This window comes from Microbacterium sp. MYb62, from assembly GCF_002979475.1.
In the GTDB taxonomy this organism is placed as follows: domain Bacteria; phylum Actinomycetota; class Actinomycetes; order Actinomycetales; family Microbacteriaceae; genus Microbacterium.
Genome location: NZ_PCOY01000032.1, coordinates 14,540 through 31,995 on the forward strand (window position 1 = coordinate 14,540; position 17,456 = coordinate 31,995).

The 17,456-nt window shown below is 65.7% G+C and carries 18 protein-coding genes and 1 pseudogene; 10 read left to right on the forward strand and 9 right to left on the reverse strand.

The window, feature by feature from the left end; translation table 11 throughout:
* Positions 1-3: 3 nt before the first annotated feature.
* The 5 genes from nadD (at position 4) to CQ042_RS19185 (ending at position 3,234) form a co-directional block, all read left to right on the forward strand.
* A complete protein-coding gene (gene nadD / locus CQ042_RS19165) occupies positions 4-609 on the forward strand; it encodes a nicotinate-nucleotide adenylyltransferase (protein WP_105672039.1) in 606 nt (201 codons plus the stop codon).
* Entirely contained in the window at positions 606-1,736 is a 1,131-nt protein-coding gene (locus CQ042_RS19170) for a hypothetical protein (protein ID WP_105672040.1), read from the forward strand. The genes nadD and CQ042_RS19170 overlap by 4 nt, the downstream gene beginning before the upstream one ends.
* Positions 1,736-2,116 (forward strand): ribosome silencing factor, encoded by a 381-nt coding sequence (gene rsfS / locus CQ042_RS19175; protein ID WP_017830333.1) that lies wholly within the window; start codon positions 1,736-1,738, stop codon positions 2,114-2,116. The genes CQ042_RS19170 and rsfS overlap by 1 nt, the downstream gene beginning before the upstream one ends.
* Before the next feature lies 1 nt (position 2,117).
* A complete protein-coding gene (locus CQ042_RS19180) occupies positions 2,118-2,807 on the forward strand; it encodes an SDR family oxidoreductase (protein WP_105672041.1) in 690 nt (229 codons plus the stop codon).
* Between the two features lie 142 nt (positions 2,808-2,949).
* Positions 2,950-3,234 carry a hypothetical protein gene (locus CQ042_RS19185; protein ID WP_105672042.1) on the forward strand — a complete coding sequence of 95 codons (285 nt, stop codon included), beginning with the start codon at positions 2,950-2,952 and terminating at the stop codon, positions 3,232-3,234.
* A 107-nt stretch (positions 3,235-3,341) separates the two neighbouring features.
* On the opposite strand, the gene CQ042_RS19190 is transcribed toward CQ042_RS19185, so the two are convergent.
* The 4 genes from CQ042_RS19190 to CQ042_RS19205 form a co-directional block, all read right to left on the reverse strand.
* On the reverse strand, positions 3,342-3,989 hold the full coding sequence (locus tag CQ042_RS19190) for a CueP family metal-binding protein (protein WP_105672043.1): 648 nt from the start codon (positions 3,987-3,989) through the stop codon (positions 3,342-3,344).
* Positions 3,990-4,057: 68 nt separating this feature from the next.
* Complete coding sequence (locus CQ042_RS19195) at positions 4,058-4,663, reverse strand: DUF305 domain-containing protein (protein ID WP_105672044.1); 606 nt, start codon at positions 4,661-4,663, stop codon at positions 4,058-4,060.
* Positions 4,664-4,771: 108 nt separating this feature from the next.
* Positions 4,772-5,230, reverse strand: coding sequence for a DUF6153 family protein (locus tag CQ042_RS19200; protein ID WP_105672045.1), 459 nt, complete (start codon positions 5,228-5,230; stop codon positions 4,772-4,774).
* 30 nt (positions 5,231-5,260) lie between these two features.
* The gene (locus CQ042_RS19205; protein ID WP_105672053.1) at positions 5,261-7,009 is read right to left on the reverse strand and encodes an ABC transporter ATP-binding protein; all 1,749 of its coding nucleotides are present in this window, start codon (positions 7,007-7,009) and stop codon (positions 5,261-5,263) included.
* Between the two features lie 78 nt (positions 7,010-7,087).
* Between CQ042_RS19205 and CQ042_RS19210 the strand changes: the two genes are divergently transcribed.
* The 5 genes from CQ042_RS19210 to CQ042_RS19230 all read left to right on the forward strand — a co-directional run bounded on the left by CQ042_RS19210 (position 7,088) and on the right by CQ042_RS19230 (position 11,457).
* On the forward strand, positions 7,088-7,675 hold the full coding sequence (locus tag CQ042_RS19210; protein WP_105672054.1) for a TetR/AcrR family transcriptional regulator: 588 nt from the start codon (positions 7,088-7,090) through the stop codon (positions 7,673-7,675).
* Between the two features lie 112 nt (positions 7,676-7,787).
* The gene (locus CQ042_RS19215; RefSeq protein ID WP_105672046.1) at positions 7,788-8,723 is read left to right on the forward strand and encodes an ABC transporter ATP-binding protein; all 936 of its coding nucleotides are present in this window, start codon (positions 7,788-7,790) and stop codon (positions 8,721-8,723) included.
* Complete coding sequence (locus CQ042_RS19220; protein WP_105672047.1) at positions 8,723-9,487, forward strand: ABC transporter permease; 765 nt, start codon at positions 8,723-8,725, stop codon at positions 9,485-9,487. Before CQ042_RS19215 ends, CQ042_RS19220 begins: the two co-directional genes overlap by 1 nt.
* Positions 9,488-9,493: 6 nt before the next feature.
* Positions 9,494-10,840 (forward strand): sensor histidine kinase, encoded by a 1,347-nt coding sequence (locus tag CQ042_RS19225; RefSeq protein WP_219844882.1) that lies wholly within the window; start codon positions 9,494-9,496, stop codon positions 10,838-10,840.
* Positions 10,837-11,457 carry a response regulator transcription factor gene (locus CQ042_RS19230; protein WP_105672048.1) on the forward strand — a complete coding sequence of 207 codons (621 nt, stop codon included), beginning with the start codon at positions 10,837-10,839 and terminating at the stop codon, positions 11,455-11,457. Before CQ042_RS19225 ends, CQ042_RS19230 begins: the two co-directional genes overlap by 4 nt.
* A 25-nt stretch (positions 11,458-11,482) precedes the next feature.
* Here the strand turns inward: CQ042_RS19230 and CQ042_RS19235 are convergent, their stop codons facing one another.
* The 5 genes and pseudogenes from CQ042_RS19235 to CQ042_RS19250 all read right to left on the reverse strand — a co-directional run.
* Positions 11,483-11,944, reverse strand: a complete 462-nt coding sequence (locus tag CQ042_RS19235) for an SRPBCC domain-containing protein (RefSeq protein ID WP_105672049.1) — start codon at positions 11,942-11,944, stop codon at positions 11,483-11,485.
* Between the two features lie 220 nt (positions 11,945-12,164).
* Positions 12,165-12,452, reverse strand: a complete 288-nt coding sequence (locus tag CQ042_RS20330) for a hypothetical protein (protein WP_146115436.1) — start codon at positions 12,450-12,452, stop codon at positions 12,165-12,167.
* Positions 12,453-12,592: 140 nt separating this feature from the next.
* Positions 12,593-13,231 (reverse strand): hypothetical protein, encoded by a 639-nt coding sequence (locus CQ042_RS19240; protein ID WP_105672050.1) that lies wholly within the window; start codon positions 13,229-13,231, stop codon positions 12,593-12,595.
* A gap of 95 nt (positions 13,232-13,326) precedes the next feature.
* Positions 13,327-17,004, reverse strand: coding sequence for a DNA-binding protein (locus CQ042_RS19245; protein ID WP_105672051.1), 3,678 nt, complete (start codon positions 17,002-17,004; stop codon positions 13,327-13,329).
* Positions 17,004-17,456: pseudogene (locus CQ042_RS19250) on the reverse strand (hypothetical protein); the annotation flags it as partial. The pseudogene CQ042_RS19250 and the gene CQ042_RS19245, both read right to left, overlap by 1 nt.

Genomic DNA, 17,456 nt, shown 5'->3' on the forward strand with positions numbered 1-17,456 from the left:
CCCATGAACGACGCTGCGACCACGCGCACCCCGCGCATCGGCGTGATGGGCGGTACGTTCGACCCCATCCATCACGGCCACCTGGTCGCAGCCAGCGAGGTCGCGAACTCCTTCGGTCTCGACGAGGTCGTGTTCGTCCCGACCGGACATCCGTGGCAGAAGTCGGGCGTCTCACCGAGTGAGCACCGTTACCTGATGACGGTGATCGCCACGGCCTCCAACCCGCAGTTCACGGTGAGTCGTGTCGACATCGACCGCGAGGGCCCCACCTATACGATCGACACGCTGCGCGACCTGAAGCGCGACCGCCCCGATGCGGAGCTCTTCTTCATCACCGGCGCGGATGCCGTAGCGCAAATTCTCAGTTGGAGGGACCATGATGAGTTGTGGGAGTTGGCCCACTTCGTCGCGGTCTCCCGGCCAGGACATGTCCTGAGCACGGACGGCCTCCCGAGCGACAACGTCAGCCAACTGGAAGTGCCGGCGCTGTCGATCTCGTCGACGGACTGCCGTGAACGTGTTCGCGACGATCAGCCGGTCTGGTACCTGGTCCCTGATGGGGTCGTTCAGTACATCGCGAAGCATCATCTGTATCGGAGCAAGGCATGAGTACATCGGATCAGCAGGAGCAGGGTCCGCTGACGCGAAAGCAGCTGCGGGAGATCCGGCTGACGGGGTCCACCCCGGTCATCTCCAACGAGGAGGCCGCTGCGGCGGTCGAGGCGGCACCTCCCGCACCTCCTGTACCGCCGTTGCCGCGTGCCGCCGAGCCCGTCGAGGTCTCGCCCGCACCGGAACCGGTCGACGACGCGCAGGGCGACGCACCTCTCACCCGGCGCCAGGCACGGGAACTGGAGAAGGTCAGGACCGCATCGGTGCCCGTCATCGGCGCCGATGACGAGGACACGACCGCTCAGCCGACCGAAGAGACGACGCGCGAGCCCGAACCCGAGCCCGAACCCGTCGAGGCTCCGCCCCGGACCGCTGCGCCCGAACCCGGCGACGATGATGACATGGATGATGCCGTCGACGTGGTGCCGGTCCGCGCATCCGATGTGTCCGATTCCATCGGGGACGTTCCTCTCGACTCCACCGACGAACCTGCCGGAGATCTGAACGGCGAGGACGACGTCGAGGCGGTGCTCGGCATCGCCGCGGAGGACGCGGATGCCGGCGACGGCGATGTGCTCGCCGACGTCCAGGACGACGACGTCACCGATGTCGCAGAAGAGCGGCCGACGGTGAACCCGGCCTTCGGCGAGACTCTCCTCGAGGCACCCGAAGAGCGTGCACCGTTCCGTCCCTCGTTCGATGAGCTCCTCACCGTGGGAGACTCCACCGGTTCGCAGCACTCCGCGCCGAACGCACTGATCTTCACCCCGTCTCCGGGGGAGGGGTCGCTTTCGGGCCCCGTCGCATCCACCGGTGAGATCCTCGTCACCGGGTCCTACGAACTGCCGCACGGCATGGGTTCGCAGGGCCACGCCCTCGGCACGACCGATGGCAAGGACGTCGATGCCGTCCTGATCGACGGCGAGCTTCCCCCCGCGTCGTCACCCACGCCGATCGCCGCGAGCTCGGCGGTCAGCACCATCAAGCCCGCCGGCGAGGTGATCCGTCCGCCGGCGCCCGAGAAGGGCAATCGGTTGATGGTCATCTTGGCGATCGTCGCCGGAGGCCTCGCCCTCGCTGTCGGTGTCGCCGTCATCATCGCCTTCACAACGAATGTGTTCTGATGCAATCACCTGAAACTGCCGAAGAGATGCTGCGTCTCGCCGCACAAGCCGCGATCGACAAGGGCGGTGAGGACCTCGTCGCACTCAATGTCTCCGAGCCTCTGCCGCTCGTCGACATCTTCCTGCTCGTCACGGGAAACAGTGAGCGCAACGTCGCCGCGATCGCCGACGAGATCGAAGATCGACTCATCGAGTCCGGTCACAAGCGCGTGCGCCGTGAAGGGCGCGCGGAAGCCCGCTGGGTGCTGCTCGACTTCGGCGACCTGATCGTCCACGTCTTCCATCAGGAAGAGCGTGTCTACTACGGGCTCGAGCGCCTCTGGAAGGATTGCCCCGTCGTTCCGATCGACGTGGCCGAGCCCGCGGCAGACCCCAGCTGACATGGCGACGCACCTGATCACCGGTGCGGGCTCGGGCATCGGCGCGGTTCTCGCCCGTCGACTGCTCGATCGCGGCGATGATGTGGTCGTGCTGGCGCGCGATGCCGGGCGCGCCCGACAGATCGCCGCCGACCTCCCCGGCGCCGCCGTGGTGGTCGGGGATCTGTCCCAGCCGGGACGGCTCTCCTGGGCGCTGTCGAAGCAGCAACTGCCCGATCGCATCGATTCCCTGGTGCACGTCGCCGGCGTCATCGATCTCGGAGACGTGGCCGATGCGCCTGCCGCGCTCTGGGAGCACCAGCTCGCAGTCAACCTCGTCGCTCCCGCCGAGCTCACTCGACTGCTCCTGCCTGTTCTGCGGGTGTCGCAGGGGCAGGTGGTGTTCGTGAACTCGGGAGCAGGGCTCCGTGCCAGCGCCGGATGGTCGGCGTACGCCGCGTCGAAGCACGGGCTCAAAGCTCTCGCTGACGCGCTGCGGGCAGAGGAGGCGCAGTACGGTGTGCGTGTGGCGTCGATCTACCCCGGGCGCACGGCGACGCCCATGCAGCAGCGCGTGCACCAGCAGGAGGGGCAGGAGTACGACGCCGACCGCTTCATCACTCCGGATGCCGTCGCCACGACCATCCTCACCGCTCTCGACCTTCCCCGTGACGCGGAGATCACCGACCTCACGGTGCGACCAGGACGCTGAGTCGGGCCGTCGGCAGGGCATCTGCGCGCCGGCGTTCCGAGAGATCGGCTCGCGGCATGGATGGCTTCCCACTGTCAAGGGGCTTCCCCTGCCCCTCTCCGCGGCGCACACTCTCTCCAGAGAGAGTCCTGGAGGGCCCCACATGTCTGAACTTCCGGATCCGCGTTTCATGCTGAATCGCATCACGGCGTCGGAGTGGGTGATCAACGACCTGCGCTACTCGCCGAACGATCCGCGTCATGTGGTCGCGTGCGTGTACGAACTCGCCGAGACCGAGGTCGAGGTGACCTGGTTGCGGGATCTCCCGCTCGCCACACGGTACGGCACTGCTTTCGAAGTCCTCGAAGAGGTCGAGCGGATGCGCGGCCTGAGCCGGGCGACGCGTCCGATCTCCATCCCGCACCGCCCGCCGCTGCTGGCGACCTGATCGTCACCGCAGCCGCCGGAGTGCGGCGGACGAAGCGCATCCCTCTCGGCGAGGGATGCGCTTCGTCGTTCCCCGCGGCGTCCTCGGGGTCGCGGAGTCAGCGGAGCTCAGAGCAACTGCAGATCGGTGATGCACGTCCTGTCATCGCTGGTCTTCGTCGAGAGGGGCACGGTGCCTGCGCGGCCCTCGTGCGCGATCGCGAGTGTCGCGTCGATGCCTCGGGGCACCCAGAGACCGACGAATCCGTTGTCGTAGGTGCGCCGCGTCTCATCGATCAGCACCTCGACGTCGGCACCGGTGAGGGTGAGTCGGATCTCGGCGTCGGCGAGCTCCCCGACGCAGGTGGTGAGGCTGTGGAAGTGGCACTCGTGGGTCCGGTCGCGGAAGGGCGCGACCGAGACGTACACCTCGTCCTCCGGCATCGGCAGACGCGCCTCGCGGTCACTGCTGTCGCGCAACGTGAGGACCTCGGGCTGCACCGAGGCGAGCAGATCGGCAGGTCGCTCGGCGAGGGACATGGTGTCGAGCCGCTCGATCACCTGGCCGACGTCGAGGTCGGTCAGGTCGTAGGCGGCCAGCAGCTCCTCTGCTCCTGCCGTATCCCCGGCCGCGGCCGAGGAAGGAGCGTGCGAGGGTGCGGCGCAGCCGGCGAGGGCGACGGCGGAGACGATCAGAGCAGCGGTGAGGGCGATCAGGTTCCTCCGGCGGGATCCGGTGTGGGAGGCAACGGAGGAGGGGCGTGTGGGGCGGTTCATGGTGGTGTCCTTCGAGCAGAGGGGATCGGCGCCGGCCGCAGAGGTCCGGCGCCGATCCGGAGGAGAGATCAGAGAGCGGAGAGGAGGTCCTTCATCTCCTGGATCTCCTCGGTCTGCGCATCGATGATGCTCTGAGCGAGATCGATCGCATCCGGGTCGCTCCCGTCGTCGACCTGCGCCTGGGCCATGTCGACCGCGCCCTCATGGTGCTCGATCATCTGCTCGAGGAACAGTCGGGACGCTTCAGCACCCTCCGCGGCATCGAGGGCGGCGAGGTCGTCCGCGCTCATCATCCCGTCGCCGTGGTCCATCCCGGTCGCGTCCCGGTCGTCGGGGCTGACACCCCAGTCGTCCAGCCAGCCCTCGAGCTGCTCGATCTCGGGGCCCTGCGCCTCCTTGATCTGCGCGGCGAGCGCGGTCACCTCGGGGGTGGCTCCTTCCGCCGCGAGCACGATGTCGCTCATCTCGATCGCCTGTTCGTGATGCACGATCATCATCGACGCAAACATCACGTCCGCATCGTTGACGCCGGCATCGGCCGGCGCGGGGGCCTCTGTGGACGGGCCGTGATCCATTCCGGGCATCGAATCCTGATCGGCACCGGCTGCGCAGCCGGACAGGGCGAGGATGGCGGTAAGGGTGAGTGCGGCCGTTGCCGCAGCACGGATCTTCATGGTGTTCTCCAATGGTGTGTCGTCGTCTGAGCGCGCGCCGGACGATCCCGCGCGCGGATCTGCGGGAGTGGAGCCCTGGTGCGCGAGAGCGCCGGGCCCGACTGCCGCTCAGGTGCGACTGATGCAGAGAACGTGCAGAGAGGGAGGGCGAGGCAGCAGCCGTGCGATGAGGATCTCGGCGGGAGCGGTGCGGGGGACCGTTCCCGCGCCTCCTCGCAGAACGCGCGGCGGCACCAGCAGGAGCAGGACGAGGAGGAGAGCGAGGACGCACATCATCGCCATGCCCGAATGGTCGTCGGTGCCGCATCCGGCGCAGGACATGCTGCGCTCGTCCTGGCTGCTCCCCGAACCGTGACCGTCGGCGGCGTGGGGGGATGCCGGGGCGGGATCCGAAGCGGCCATCGACATCGCCGACGGCGTATCGGCGGCGGGGGTGCCGTGCAGGTTCAGGGTGTGCATCGCCAGCAGGCCGACGATGACCGCGGCGACGAGCAGAACACCCAGGAGCACGCGGCGGAAGACGCTGTGAGAGCCCCTTCCGGCTCGCATCGCGGCCACCGGTGTCATACCAGGAAGTCTACGTGCCCCATCCGGTGGTCAGGTGGTCGCGATACGCAGGGCCGCGATGAACTCCCCATAGAGATCGTCGCGGTCGAGGAGCTCGGCGTGGGTTCCGGCGTCCCTGACCCTTCCGTCCTCCAGGATGATGATCCGGTCGGCGTCGATGACGGTCGACAGGCGGTGCGCGATCGTCACGACGGCTCCCCTTCGCGCCGCATCGGCGATCACCGAGTGGATGGCGGCTTCGGTGACGCCGTCGAGCTGGGCGGTCGCCTCGTCGAGCAGCAGGATGCCCGGCGGGCGGACGAGGGCCCGAGCGACCGCGAGGCGCTGGCGCTCGCCTCCGGACAGCGTCGTCGATGCGACGGACGTGTCCAGGCCGTCGGGAAGCGCCCTGACCTTGGCATCGAGATGCACCGCCTCGAGCGCGGCCCAGGCCTCCTCGTCCGTCGCATCCGCGGATCGGTAGAGGACGTTCTCGCGAACGGTGCCCGGCACGACCGGCGTCTCCTGCTCGACGTAGGCGATGCGGCGGCGCACCTCGTCGATGCTGAAGTCGGTGAAGGGGGCGCCGTCGAGCTGCATGACGCCACGCTCGGCGTCGAGAAAACGCAGCAGCAGGGAGAAGACGGTGGTCTTGCCCGCCCCGGACGGCCCGACGAGGGCGGTGTGTCCGACCCGGGCGATGTCCAGCGTCACACCGTCGAGTGCCGGTTCGCTCGCGCCGTCGTAGCGCACGACCACGTCGCGGAGCGAGACGAGCGGGCCACTGTCGACCGACGGCACCTCGGTGCGGCCGGCCTGGAGGTCTTCGAGATCGAGATGCTCCGTCTCGCGGATCCGCGATGCGGCGGCGAGACCCGACTGCAGCTGGCTGAAGGCCATCGTCAGCTCGGAGATGGGCTCGAGGATGTTGAAGGCGTAGAGCAGGAAGGCGATCAGCGTCGACACGGTGAGCTCGCCGAGACTCACCCGCCACGCCCCGAAGCCGAGGATCGCGATGATCGCCAGTTGGATCCCGCCGCCCGCGATGGTCCACGCGATCGCGGAAACCCATACCGAGCGGATCGAGAACCGGGCGGATTCGCGGGCCTTCTCCTGCACGCGGTCGATCTCACGGGACTCGGCGCGGCTCGACTTCACCGTTCGCAGGGCTCGGAGTCCGCCTTCGAGGATGCCGCCGAGCTCGCCGAGCGCGTGCTGTGCCTGCTTCTCCGCCGCACCGATCATCGGCATCAGGATCGCCATGAGCACGCCGACGGTCACGAGTGCCAGGAGTGTGCCGAGGAGGAGGGGAAGGTCGAGTACCGCCATCAGCACGACCGTGCCGACGAGGGACACGGCGCCGTTGATGATCTGCACGATGCTCGACGTCACGGCTTCGCGCAGGAGCACGGTGTCACTGGTCACCCGCGTGACGAGCTCACCGGCCTTGAACCGCTGGATCTGCTCGAGCTTCGCGCGGAAGAACCGCTCGACGAGCGAGCTCCGTGCCTCGAGGACCACGTTCTCGGCCAGACGGCCGAGGAGGATCCATTGAGCGAAACCGGCGATCGAGCCGATGACGAGCAACCCGAGCAGCAGGCCGATGGGCTGCAGCAGTGCGTCGTCGCCCCCGAGGGAGTCGATCACCCATTTGGTGGCGAGCGGCGTCGCGAGAGCCGTGGCTGTGGTCGCCAGGCCGAGGGCGACTCCGAGGACGAGTACCCGCAGGTGTGGCCGGGCCAGGGAGGCGAGGGTTCGCAGATTCTCCCGCGAGGAGACGGAAACGCGTGGATCAGGCATGTGCATAAGTGAAACATGCGTGTCTCATTTTAGTCAATGTCCATCCGATAACGGCATGTCATCGATAGTGTGGCGATCATGGAGAGCACGGATGCGCCGACCGAGTCGGGAACGAGGTCGCGAACCAGGACGGCGATCCTCGAGGCTGCCATCGCCGCCCTCGCGGATGACGCCGCAGCGTCGCTGGGTGATATCGCCCAGCGGGCCGCCGTCGGGCGCAGCACGCTGCACCGGTACTTCCCGGAGCGAGCCGATCTCGTGAGAGCCGTCGCCCGGGAGGCGATGCAGAGGGTCGACCAGTCCATCGAGCGCGCCGAACCCGACAGCGGCCCCTTCCTCGCAGCGGTTCGCCGCACGGTGGACGCGTTGCTCGAGTACGGCCCGATCGTCATGTTCCTGTACTCGGATCCCCTCGTCGTCGCCGACAAAGAGTTCTGGGGAGAGGGCGACGAACAGGAGGACAGCGTCCTCGACCGGCTCTTCGCCAGAGAAGAGGCACGCTTCCGACCCGGCCTGACGCCGGAATGGGCGACGAGCGTGTTCTGGGCGATCCTGTACTCGGGTTGGGAAGCCGTCAAGGCGGGAACCATGGGACGGCGCGAGGTGGTGGATGCCATCATCACCACTTTCGCCGGCGGTGTGCTCCAGGACGGTGCCGGGGACTGACCGGGGGCCGCACGGCGGGAGGGGTATCCCCCGAACGGTGGATTCCAGGATTAACCCGCGTGCGGCTGCTCCGGTCGATGTGGAGGCGCCGGCGCGTCCGTAGTTTCGCAGTATGACCGCACTGGAAGTACGAAATCTGCAGAAACGCTACGGGCGACATGTCGCCGTCGAGGACGTGTCCTTCGCCGTGGAAGAGGGGGAGATCTTCGGTATCATCGGGCCCAACGGCGCCGGCAAGACGACGACGGTCGAGAGCATAGCCGGCCTCCGAACGCCGGACTCGGGGTCGATCTCCGTCCTGGGCTTCGATCCGATCAAGGACCGCGCGGAGGTTCGGGAGCGGCTCGGCGTGCAGCTGCAGGAGAGCAGCTTCCCCGACGCGATCAAGGTTGCGGAAGCTCTCGAGCTCTACAGCTCGTTCTATCGGAATCCCGCCGATTGGCGCGAGCTCATGGCGCTGCTCGGACTCGCCGAGAAGCGCAGCACGCCGTACAAGGCTCTCTCGGGCGGGCAGAAGCAGCGACTCTCGATCGCGCTTGCACTCGTCGGCAATCCGCGGATCGCGATTCTCGACGAGCTCACGACCGGACTCGACCCCGAAGCGCGGCGCGAGACCTGGAGCCTCATCGAGAAGGTTCGCGAAGCGGGCGTCACGATTCTCCTCGTCACGCACTTCATGGACGAGGCGGAACGGCTCTGCGACCGGATCGCCGTCATCGCCGGGGGCAGGGTGGCCGCGCTGGACACTCCCGCCGGACTGATCACCCAGGCAAGCTCGGGCCAGCAAGTGCGATTCCGCGTGTCGGAACCGATGGATCGGGAGATCCTGTCCACTCTTCCCGAGGTGACCGGCATCGACGTCACCGGCGAGCGCTGGCTGGTCACGGGAACGGGGCAGCTGTTGAGCAGCGTGGCGGGCGCTCTCGCCAGAGCGCAGATCGTGGCGGAGGATCTCCGCGTCGATCAGCGCAACCTCGACGATGCGTTCGTGGCGTTCACCGGGCGTGCCCCGGAATCCGCCGACCAGTCCGAGCGGAGGGCCGGCTGATGCGTGCACTTCGGAAGCTGGTCGCGGTCGAGGCGAAGCTCTTCCTCCGAGACCGCGCCACCGTTCTGTTCGGTGTGCTGTTCCCGACGGCGTTGCTGTTCGGGCTGGGTGCCGTCCCCGCGCTCAGGGAGTCGACACCGGATACCGGCGGACTCCGGTCCATCGACATCTGGGCGCCGACTGCACTGGTGTTCGGGATGGTGATGATCGCGGTGCAGCACGTGCCTGCGGTGATCGCGACGTATCGCGAACGGGGGATCCTGCGCAGGCTGTCGACCACTCCCGTGCATCCGCGCAGCGTGCTGCTCGCACAGATGATCGTCGCGTTCGTCTCCGTGGTCGTCTCCGCAGCCCTCATGATCTTCTTCGGATGGGCCGTGCTGGATATCGCGCCGCCGCAGCGACCGGGCGAGTTCGTCGTCGCGTTCGTCGTCGGCTATGCGGCACTGCTGGGACTCGGATTGATCTCCGCGGCGCTGGTGCGCACGAGCAGTGCCGCGAACCAGATCGGGACCCTTCTGTTCGTGGCCCTCATGTTCTTCGGCGGTGCCTTCCTGCCCCGTGTCGTCATGCCGGATGTCCTGCGGGAAGTCGGCGAGTTCATCCCCCCGGGGCTGCAGGCGCTCACCACGGCATGGTCGGCCGAAGCGGGGGAGATCACCGCCACCGCGGGAGGCCAGCCCTTCTGGCTCCAGATCGCCATCATGGCGGGGATCGCGATGATCGCGAGCGCGGTCGCCGCTAAGCTCTTCCGCTGGGAGTAGGTGTCGATGATGCGGGATACCGGGAGTCGCGAACGTTCGCGGTTCGCGACGCGCGATTCCGCGATCGTGGATCACGCGCAGGATGCGAGTCGCTCCCGGCTGGCCTGGAAGAGAGAGCAGCTGCGGATCTGGGATGTTCTGCAGCTGCTCGCACCGTGGGTGCTCCTCACCATCTCCGCCGTGATCTACTTCTCACGGGTGCTCCCCGTCTCGGCAGCGCGCTTCTGGCCTGACGGTGCCACGGTCCTCGGGCTGGTCACCGTCTCCGCGGTGTGGGTGCTCTTCGGGCATACGCTGCCTCTCCGGCGGAGGGCGCTGCGACCCGTTCCCGCGGGCGTCTTCTTCGTCGGCCTGCTGGTGCTCTGTGTCATCCTCATGAGCTATTCCGAGACGTTCCTGATCTTCACGGTTGCGGGCTTCTTCCATGCCTACCTGCTGAGGTCGTGGCCGCTGGGCGTGCTCGGAGTCCTGGCGACCTCGATCGCGCTCAACGGCGCGGCGATGCGGGTGTGGGCGGACCCGTCCCCGGACAAGCTCGAGGAGTTCGTCCTGATCGTCGCGGTGCAGACCGCGGCGATCGGGGTGGGCATCGTGCTGACCGCGCGCACCGAACCGGAGGAGCGCAAGCGGGAGGAACTCGTCGACCGTCTCGAGGCGGCTCTGCACGAGAACGCAGGTCTTCACGCTCAGTTGGTCGTCCAAGCCCGGGAGTCCGGAGCGCAGGATGAACGACAGCGATTGGCGGGCGAGATCCACGACACGTTGGCGCAGGGGCTCGCCGGCATCATCACACAGCTCCAGGCGGCCGAGCGGTCCACCCGCGTGCGGGGCGAGGCGGAGGAGCACGTCGTGCGTGCGCTCCGACTCGCGCGCAGCAGCCTGACCGAGGCCAGAAGATCGGTGCAGGCGCTGGCTCCGCGAGAGCTCGGGATCGCGCATCTTCCCGAGGCCCTGCGCACCCTGACCGAACAGTGGTCGACGGAGCGGGGGATCACCGCGCGGATGGAGGTCACGGGGATGCCCGAGCCGCTGAGCCCGGCGATCGAGGTGTCGCTCTTCCGGGTCACGCAGGAGTCGCTCACCAACGTGGCGAAGCACGCGGCGGCCTCGCGCGTCGGAGTCACCCTCTCCTACGTGGGCGCGGAGGTGCTGTTGGACATACGGGATGATGGACGGGGCTTCGTCGAGGCGGCCGGCACCGGATTCGGACTCACGAGCATTCGACAGCGCATCCGAGGGGTAGGCGGTCACGTGGAAGTGCAGAGCACGCCGGGAGAAGGGACGTCGGTCAGCGCGCGCGTTCCGGCGATCGCCCCGGGAAGCGCGAGCACAGAGGGAGAGACCGGCCGATGATTCGACTCGTCGTGGTCGACGACCACCCGATCGTTCGCGGTGGTCTTCGCGATACGTTCGCCGATGCGGAGGACATCATCGTGGTCGGGGAAGCCGGAGACGGCGCCGAAGGCATCGAACGCGTGGAGGCCCTCGGGGCGGATGTCGTGCTCATGGATCTTCGGATGCCGGTGATGGACGGCGTCGCGGCAGCCGCCGCCCTGCGCGAGCGAGCACCGCGTGCGCGCGTGCTGATCCTGACCACCTTCGACAGTGAGAGCGACGTCCTGCCGGCGATCGAGGCCGGCGCGATCGGATACCTCCTGAAGGACGCTCGGCCCGAGGAGCTGATGAGAGCGGTCCGGGCGGCGGCCCGCGGCGAGTCGGTATTGGCGCCGTCGGCGACCCAGCACCTCATGGGGCAGATCCGCAAGCCCGGCGCCGGCTCGCTGACCGATCGCGAGAAGGAGGTTCTGCAGCTGGTCGCGAACGGCAGCTCCAATCGGGAGGCGGCCGCGGTGCTCTTCATCGGCGAGGCGAGCATCAAGACGCATCTGCAGCACATCTACGACAAGCTCGGCGTGCGTGACAGAGCCTCGGCGGTGGCCGAGGGCTATCGGCGCCGCCTGCTCACCTGAGGCCGGGAGCCGGGGCGCGCGTCCCTCATGGCTCCAGATAGGCGGCGAGGTTCGCGAGCGACGAGGTCAGCCCCTGCGCGTGGTCGCGGGCGCGAACTCCTTCGGGGACATTCCGGGCGGTCAATTCGACCTCCGTGCCGTCGTCGACAGGACGGACGCGCCATTCCATCCGCATCGTTCCGTGGAACGCCGGGTCATCGGACTCGAAGTCGACCTCCTGCACGACGAGTTCATCCGCCACGATCCGAGTCACGCGGACCTCGGAGACGTCCGCGTCGGCCGACGTCTTGCCGGGTGATTCCGTAGCGTCGTCGTAGGTCAGCACGAGCCGATAGGACCCGCCCTCTCGCATGTCGAAGCGCTCGAAAGCGCCGCGCATCCCCGTGGGCGGCAACCAGGCGAGCAGGGCGTCGCGAGTCGTCAGTGCAGTGAAGACCTCGTGTCCGCCGAGGTGGAGGAGGAGGCTCGCGCGGTCGGTTCTCGCCATGGGGACACTCTATTCGGTGTGGATCACCGTGTCGGGTGCGCGCTGAGGAGTCGCTCCCTGAACCGCAGCCGCCTGCCCGCATCCGGTCGATGACGAACCACATCGAAAACAAGAAAACCCGCGATCTCTCGCGGGTTTCGTTGTGGGGCTCTTGCAACAACACTCAAAACATGTCGCAGTAGGCAATGCACCTCTGGGGTTGGTATTCCGGTCGCAACGCTCAAAGCGGCCGAAACCGCGCCAGAACAGGCAAAATCAACGAGCGCGACAGCTGCGTCCTGACGAAGTTGACGCCCTCGAGGAGCGATTCCACGAGTTGGGTCATCTCACAAACGCCGCTCGTGAGCTCGGCATCACGCGTATGACCGCAGCGAAGCTGCTGGGGGAGCGTGGCATCGACACTGCCCGGCGGCGAATGTCGAGCACTGAGCTTCAGTTGGCGACGGACGCGTATCTCGACGGAGATTCCGCCGCGACCATCGGCAAGCGCCTTGGCTTCGCGCCGCATACCGTGATCAAGACTCTGCGCACGGCGGGCGTTGAGATTCGCCCGCGGCCCGGTCGCGCCCAATCCGGCCCCGCGCCTCCGCCGACTGCTCCCAAAAAGCTGAGTGAGCGTCATGGGGTCGGTGCTGCACCGCCTGCCGGTCAGGCTGCCTTGTCCAGCGTTTCCCTCTGAGTCGCGAGCCAATCCCGCATGATCACGACGGGATTCGCGTCTGGCGCTTCGTCCGGCTCCGTGAGTTCGATTGCATTCGCTGCCGCGAGCTTTCGTGAGTAGTCCGCCACCAGCTCGACCAGGGCATCAGCCTGCTCGCTCGCAAGCGTGATGGAAAGTTCGCCCTCGTCCGCTTCGGCCTTGACCGCGTCCAGCGCGGCGATGAGCCGATCCAGATTCTCCGCCTCGAGGCGCCCCTCCTGAATGGCCGAGAGATACTCCACGAGTGCTGCGTTGTACTCGTCGACGGGCGCTACGACCTCGGGCACCTCCTGCGAACGCTTCCGCCGCTTGGACGCCCAGACCGCGACGCCCGTCGCAGCTGCGGCGGCGACTACCGCGATGCCCAGCCCGATCAGGACCCTGTGATTCTTGAGTGCCGCTGCGGCTGCCCCTGCCGCGGCCTCAGCGACCTCGCTGACCTCATCGGTTGGCGGCGTCACTTCTTTCAGATGCGTAATGATCTCCGTTGAGTCCCGGACGACGCTTCCGAACCGCGACAGTTCCCCACGCATCAGCCCCGCCAAAATATCGTCTGGTACTTCCAAGGCCACCTGGATAATTCCCATGCTTCTTCCGTTCCACTGCCACCGAGGATGCGCCCTGCCCCCGTACTGCTCACGACACTACTGGCCAAACACCGAGGCGGCAGTCCCAGCTCGATCTACTTGAGCTTCTTGTTGACCTTGATCGGCGATACGGCCGGGTCGTAGGAGTTGACAATCCCGTCCCGCTTCAGCCGATCAAGAAGCGCTCGATCTGCCGACGTGTTTGGGATCCGCGGCTTGTCATATCCAACTGAAGTCAGCTTCGGGTAGTACCCGCTCAGCGATTGAAGAATTGAGAACAACTCAGCCGTGGCGATCGTGGCAAGGTGAGCCCCCAGCAAGACGACGACGCTCTGTGCAGGCACTCCGCCTTGCGCCATTGTGAGTACGAGCGCTTCTGACAGGGGCTTCTTCTTTTGGATGGCGAATCCGGCGAGCTGGCGCAACCCAGCTGTGCCAGCGCCAGCGGCAAATTCATCAGCCCGATCGAGGACTGCTTGCTTCACTATGTCGCTGATCCTCGTGCTGAGAAGAAGGGAAGCAAGGTCACTCCCAACATGCTCGGGTGCTACATAGGTCGGGAACTTCACGGAGACGTCGATGAAGGCCTCACGTGTCGGCCAGTCCGTGGCAGCGAGGCGTTCGTAGGACGCCGCGTCATCGGCGATCACGTTGCGCCTCCGCAGGCACGCAAACAGGTCGCCCTTCTCAGCCGGGATGTCGTCGACGTCAAGGTAGTTCGTGAGCGATAGCCCCTCGACCAGTTGCGCGCGGAGATCAGCGGATGGGAGCGCAGCATTGGCGCTCAGGACCGTCTTCGCGAGCGCCTCTTTGGCGTGTTCCTCCGCCGCGTCGACGTCGGAAATCGCACCGGCGTTGGCAAGCAGGGGCGCAAGGTTGTCATCAACCGTGCCAACCGACTCGAGGTAGAGCGTGACGTTCTTGAACGTCATCGAGAAGCGTTGGTGCTTGGCGAGGGCGGGCCATGCAGCGGGGACGGCTTCATCCAATTCGTCGACGACACATGCCTCCGCAGCGCCAGCAACAACGCGATCGAGATGCTTCTCATCGGCATGCTCCAGCACGTCGATGAGCACACCAGTGAATAGCCGAATGCCGTCGATCGTCCGACAGGCCCCCTCACTCTCATCGATTGCCTCGAGATAGGTAGACAGGTTGTCAAGGCAGTAGTAGTAGACCGTCTGGTTGCCCTCGGAGAGCGAGTCCAGGCCGAGATCGATGCCACGCCCCATGGCCGTCATCAGGTTGGCGAGCGAGATTTGGTACAAGTTGCGCTCAACTAGTGCCCGCCGCAAGTTCGCGCGGCTCGGTGCGAGCGTGGGAACTACAACACCAGTGGCTTTGAAAAGCTCGGCGATTTGCGTGGCCTGAGCCGCGGTGGTCTCCTCAGCGAACACTGTCGGGAACTCCGTGTAATGCTCGAGCAGATACGCGGAAGTCGCCTCGTCCGCACGATACTTCGTGTCGACAGTGAGAGTCGCGAGCGTCGCGTCGACGAGCTCCAGTCGCAGGGCGTCATCCATCTCTGCTTCGCTCACAAGATAGGTCAGTGCGCGCGAAGACATCGGCGTCAGTCGTTCAACCAGCTGCTTTCGGCGGCTTCCCGAATCTAGGTATGCCTGAAGGAACTGCTTCTGGGTGTCGCCAAGGCTTACGAGGGAGTGGATCATGATGTCAGCAGCGCTCGGGTCAGAGTCCAGCAGACGATCGAGGATTGCGATGTTATACAACGCCGATTCCCTGAGCGCTGCCCGGCCTCGCTCACGGACAACCATGTCGACGTCATCGGGCGTCAGTTCGAACTGCACATCCATCGCATCACGCTCAACGTGATGGATGATGAAGTTTGTCGAGGCAGTGCTCACGCGGTCGCCGTGGAAGGTCGACGTATAGAGCGTGAAGTCACGATCGATGAAGCCCGCTCGAACGAGCTGGTAGGCAAGACCGGGTGTGAGCAAGGTGCGGGTAACCGTGTCGAGGGACTGCGATACGTTCTCGAAGTCCACCAGATAGTCGGGGCTTTGAATCAGTGCACCCATGTCCGCACTGCGCAGGAACTTGATCGCCTCAGACTTCTCGGCGATCTCTTCTCTCAGCTCCTCCCGGGCGGCTTCATCCCAGGCCTCGGCGTTGATCGGATAACCGAGCGACACGGCAAGATCCTTCCGAGAGAAGGTGAGTGAATACCGGTTGTAGTTGTAGGTTCCACTCCAGTGCAGCGAGGCGTTCCCGTCATCGGCGGAAGCAAACTCACGCCAGAACTCAGCGCCCGTCAAATCGACCTCCGATCGACTTGCACCGCCAAACGTGAAAGTCCCGTTGGCCTGTTGTGGCGCCCCAGCGGACCGTGCGGTCCGTTTTGCGTGTGCGATCAAGCGACGGCCGAGCAGGTCACTTCGTGCGACAGCGCCGTCCACGCGCGCAAGTCTACGTTGGAGCCCGCGACGCTCAGTTTCGATGCGCTCGATGTTCGCGCCGATGAGATCCCGCCCCACGGCGTACAAGGCGTCAAGTTTGCTCTTGCCAATTCGGATCGCTTCGAAGTCGCTCAGATGCGTGCTCTTGTAGAGCATCATCGCGAAAAGCGCTGTTTCGTCCAGGTCCAGCTGTGCGCCGTCGCCTGAGAAGATTCGGTCCCGGAAGACGATGAACTCGTTGCGAACATTGATGAGAAGCCGCATGTCAGGCACGTACTGTGCGGCGAGGTCGAGGAGCTCCGGCTTCACGGTGTGCTCTAGCCTGCCAAGGAGCTGGGTCGCGAGGTTGCGAGCGCTTCGATGCGTGATGAACGGCACGACAGGAATGACAAGGTCAAAGAACTTCGTCCGGTTGGCGCGTATCGTCTCAGCGAGCGCGGGATCATCGGCGTCGACGATGCTCTGGTCCAGCTTCCGCCCTTGCTCTTCAAGACCGATCTTGTCGAAGATGCTGTCCTTGATGGCGTAGATGAACCGGATCTTCTTCTTGATCTGCGGGGCGCCATTGAGCAGGGTGTTGAGCGACCGAAGGGTCTCGAAGATGTGCGAGTTGTTGAAGCGATCGATGTCCTCGAAGATGACGACGTCCTGCTTCTTCGACACTTCGAAGAAGTGAACGATCTCGTCGAGGTACTGATCGAAATACGACACCGACTTGTCGTCGAGCGTGACCGTGGCCGCTCCAGCGCTGAATTGCTTGATGTGTATCCGCCCGTAAGAGAGCCAGCGGAATCCGAATACGGCCGCCGCGGCGGCAATCAGGATGATGAGGTGAATCCAAAGGCCGACGTCGAGGAGCGGCTTGAACACTGACGCAATCTGCGCGGACCATCCGGTAAGCAGGAAGACGACACTGACAACGAACCCAGCGAGTCCAGCAGCCCCAAGCTCCCGCTTCCACTTGAATCGTTCGATCCGCTCGAACCGCGACCCTGGCATTCTGCCCGGCACTTCGCGATAGAGCAGTTGTTTGACGATCTCCTGTTGGATCCGGTTGGTCGGAGTGGTGGCCTGCTTGGGTATGGAGTCATCAAGTTTCGATGTTTCGATTGGCGCGAGAGTCGAAAGCGACAGCTCCACGACTCGCCCTTCGAGCTCCTTCGCCTCGGCAAGTCCACGCAAGATACTGCTCTTGCCGACGCCGTAGTTGCCGGAGAGCGCGATGTTGAGCACCTGATCGTCTTTGAGCGCCAACTTGAGCGCATCGACATACCCAGCGTGGGCGTCCGGCAGGTACCCCGCGGTCAGTGGCTCGAGGTTCCATCCGTCCTCCGCGGGATCCGGCTCCTTCGTCATCAGATTGCCTCGCCATCACCTGGCGTGTTGCCGATGAGCAGACCAGCCGTGTCGGTGGTGTACTCGTAGTCGACCGGTCCGATCGGTGCGGCGTCGAAGTGATGCTTGGCGAACCGGATGCGCATCGCCTCATCCCAGTCGAGATCGTCGAGGTTGCGAGTGTCCTTGGTTTCGCGAACCAGGTAGAGGAGCTGGACGCCGTCTTCGTCGTAGACAATCGCCCAGTCGGGTGAATACTCACCGACAGGGGTCCGCACGCGGAAACGGCGCGGGAGCTTGGTGAAGAGCTTGACGTGATCCCTGTTGTTCTCGAGCTGCGCTGCGAAGGTCCGCTCGACGTGGCTGTCGTAGTCGACATGGTCGTAGAGGTTGACGCCATCCTCCGGCGCCGCGATGACACCGCTCTTCGGGTCGAGATTTCCCGGCTGGGGTTGCGGTGGAGTCTTTGATTC

What these genes read in the sequence shown, in the direction of transcription:
- nadD (WP_105672039.1), top strand. Translation starts at nt 4, where the DNA reads ATGAACGACGCTGCGACCACGCGCACCCCGCGCATCGGCGTGATGGGC.
- CQ042_RS19170 (WP_105672040.1), top strand. Translation starts at nt 606, where the DNA reads ATGAGTACATCGGATCAGCAGGAGCAGGGTCCGCTGACGCGAAAGCAG.
- rsfS (WP_017830333.1), top strand. Translation starts at nt 1,736, where the DNA reads ATGCAATCACCTGAAACTGCCGAAGAGATGCTGCGTCTCGCCGCACAA.
- CQ042_RS19180 (WP_105672041.1), top strand. Translation starts at nt 2,118, where the DNA reads ATGGCGACGCACCTGATCACCGGTGCGGGCTCGGGCATCGGCGCGGTT.
- CQ042_RS19185 (WP_105672042.1), top strand. Translation starts at nt 2,950, where the DNA reads ATGTCTGAACTTCCGGATCCGCGTTTCATGCTGAATCGCATCACGGCG.
- CQ042_RS19190 (WP_105672043.1), bottom strand. Translation starts at nt 3,989, where the DNA reads ATGAACCGCCCCACACGCCCCTCCTCCGTTGCCTCCCACACCGGATCC.
- CQ042_RS19195 (WP_105672044.1), bottom strand. Translation starts at nt 4,663, where the DNA reads ATGAAGATCCGTGCTGCGGCAACGGCCGCACTCACCCTTACCGCCATC.
- CQ042_RS19200 (WP_105672045.1), bottom strand. Translation starts at nt 5,230, where the DNA reads ATGACACCGGTGGCCGCGATGCGAGCCGGAAGGGGCTCTCACAGCGTC.
- CQ042_RS19205 (WP_105672053.1), bottom strand. Translation starts at nt 7,009, where the DNA reads ATGCCTGATCCACGCGTTTCCGTCTCCTCGCGGGAGAATCTGCGAACC.
- CQ042_RS19210 (WP_105672054.1), top strand. Translation starts at nt 7,088, where the DNA reads ATGGAGAGCACGGATGCGCCGACCGAGTCGGGAACGAGGTCGCGAACC.
- CQ042_RS19215 (WP_105672046.1), top strand. Translation starts at nt 7,788, where the DNA reads ATGACCGCACTGGAAGTACGAAATCTGCAGAAACGCTACGGGCGACAT.
- CQ042_RS19220 (WP_105672047.1), top strand. Translation starts at nt 8,723, where the DNA reads ATGCGTGCACTTCGGAAGCTGGTCGCGGTCGAGGCGAAGCTCTTCCTC.
- CQ042_RS19225 (WP_219844882.1), top strand. Translation starts at nt 9,494, where the DNA reads ATGATGCGGGATACCGGGAGTCGCGAACGTTCGCGGTTCGCGACGCGC.
- CQ042_RS19230 (WP_105672048.1), top strand. Translation starts at nt 10,837, where the DNA reads ATGATTCGACTCGTCGTGGTCGACGACCACCCGATCGTTCGCGGTGGT.
- CQ042_RS19235 (WP_105672049.1), bottom strand. Translation starts at nt 11,944, where the DNA reads ATGGCGAGAACCGACCGCGCGAGCCTCCTCCTCCACCTCGGCGGACAC.
- CQ042_RS20330 (WP_146115436.1), bottom strand. Translation starts at nt 12,452, where the DNA reads ATGCGGCGCGAAGCCAAGGCGCTTGCCGATGGTCGCGGCGGAATCTCC.
- CQ042_RS19240 (WP_105672050.1), bottom strand. Translation starts at nt 13,231, where the DNA reads ATGGGAATTATCCAGGTGGCCTTGGAAGTACCAGACGATATTTTGGCG.
- CQ042_RS19245 (WP_105672051.1), bottom strand. Translation starts at nt 17,004, where the DNA reads ATGACGAAGGAGCCGGATCCCGCGGAGGACGGATGGAACCTCGAGCCA.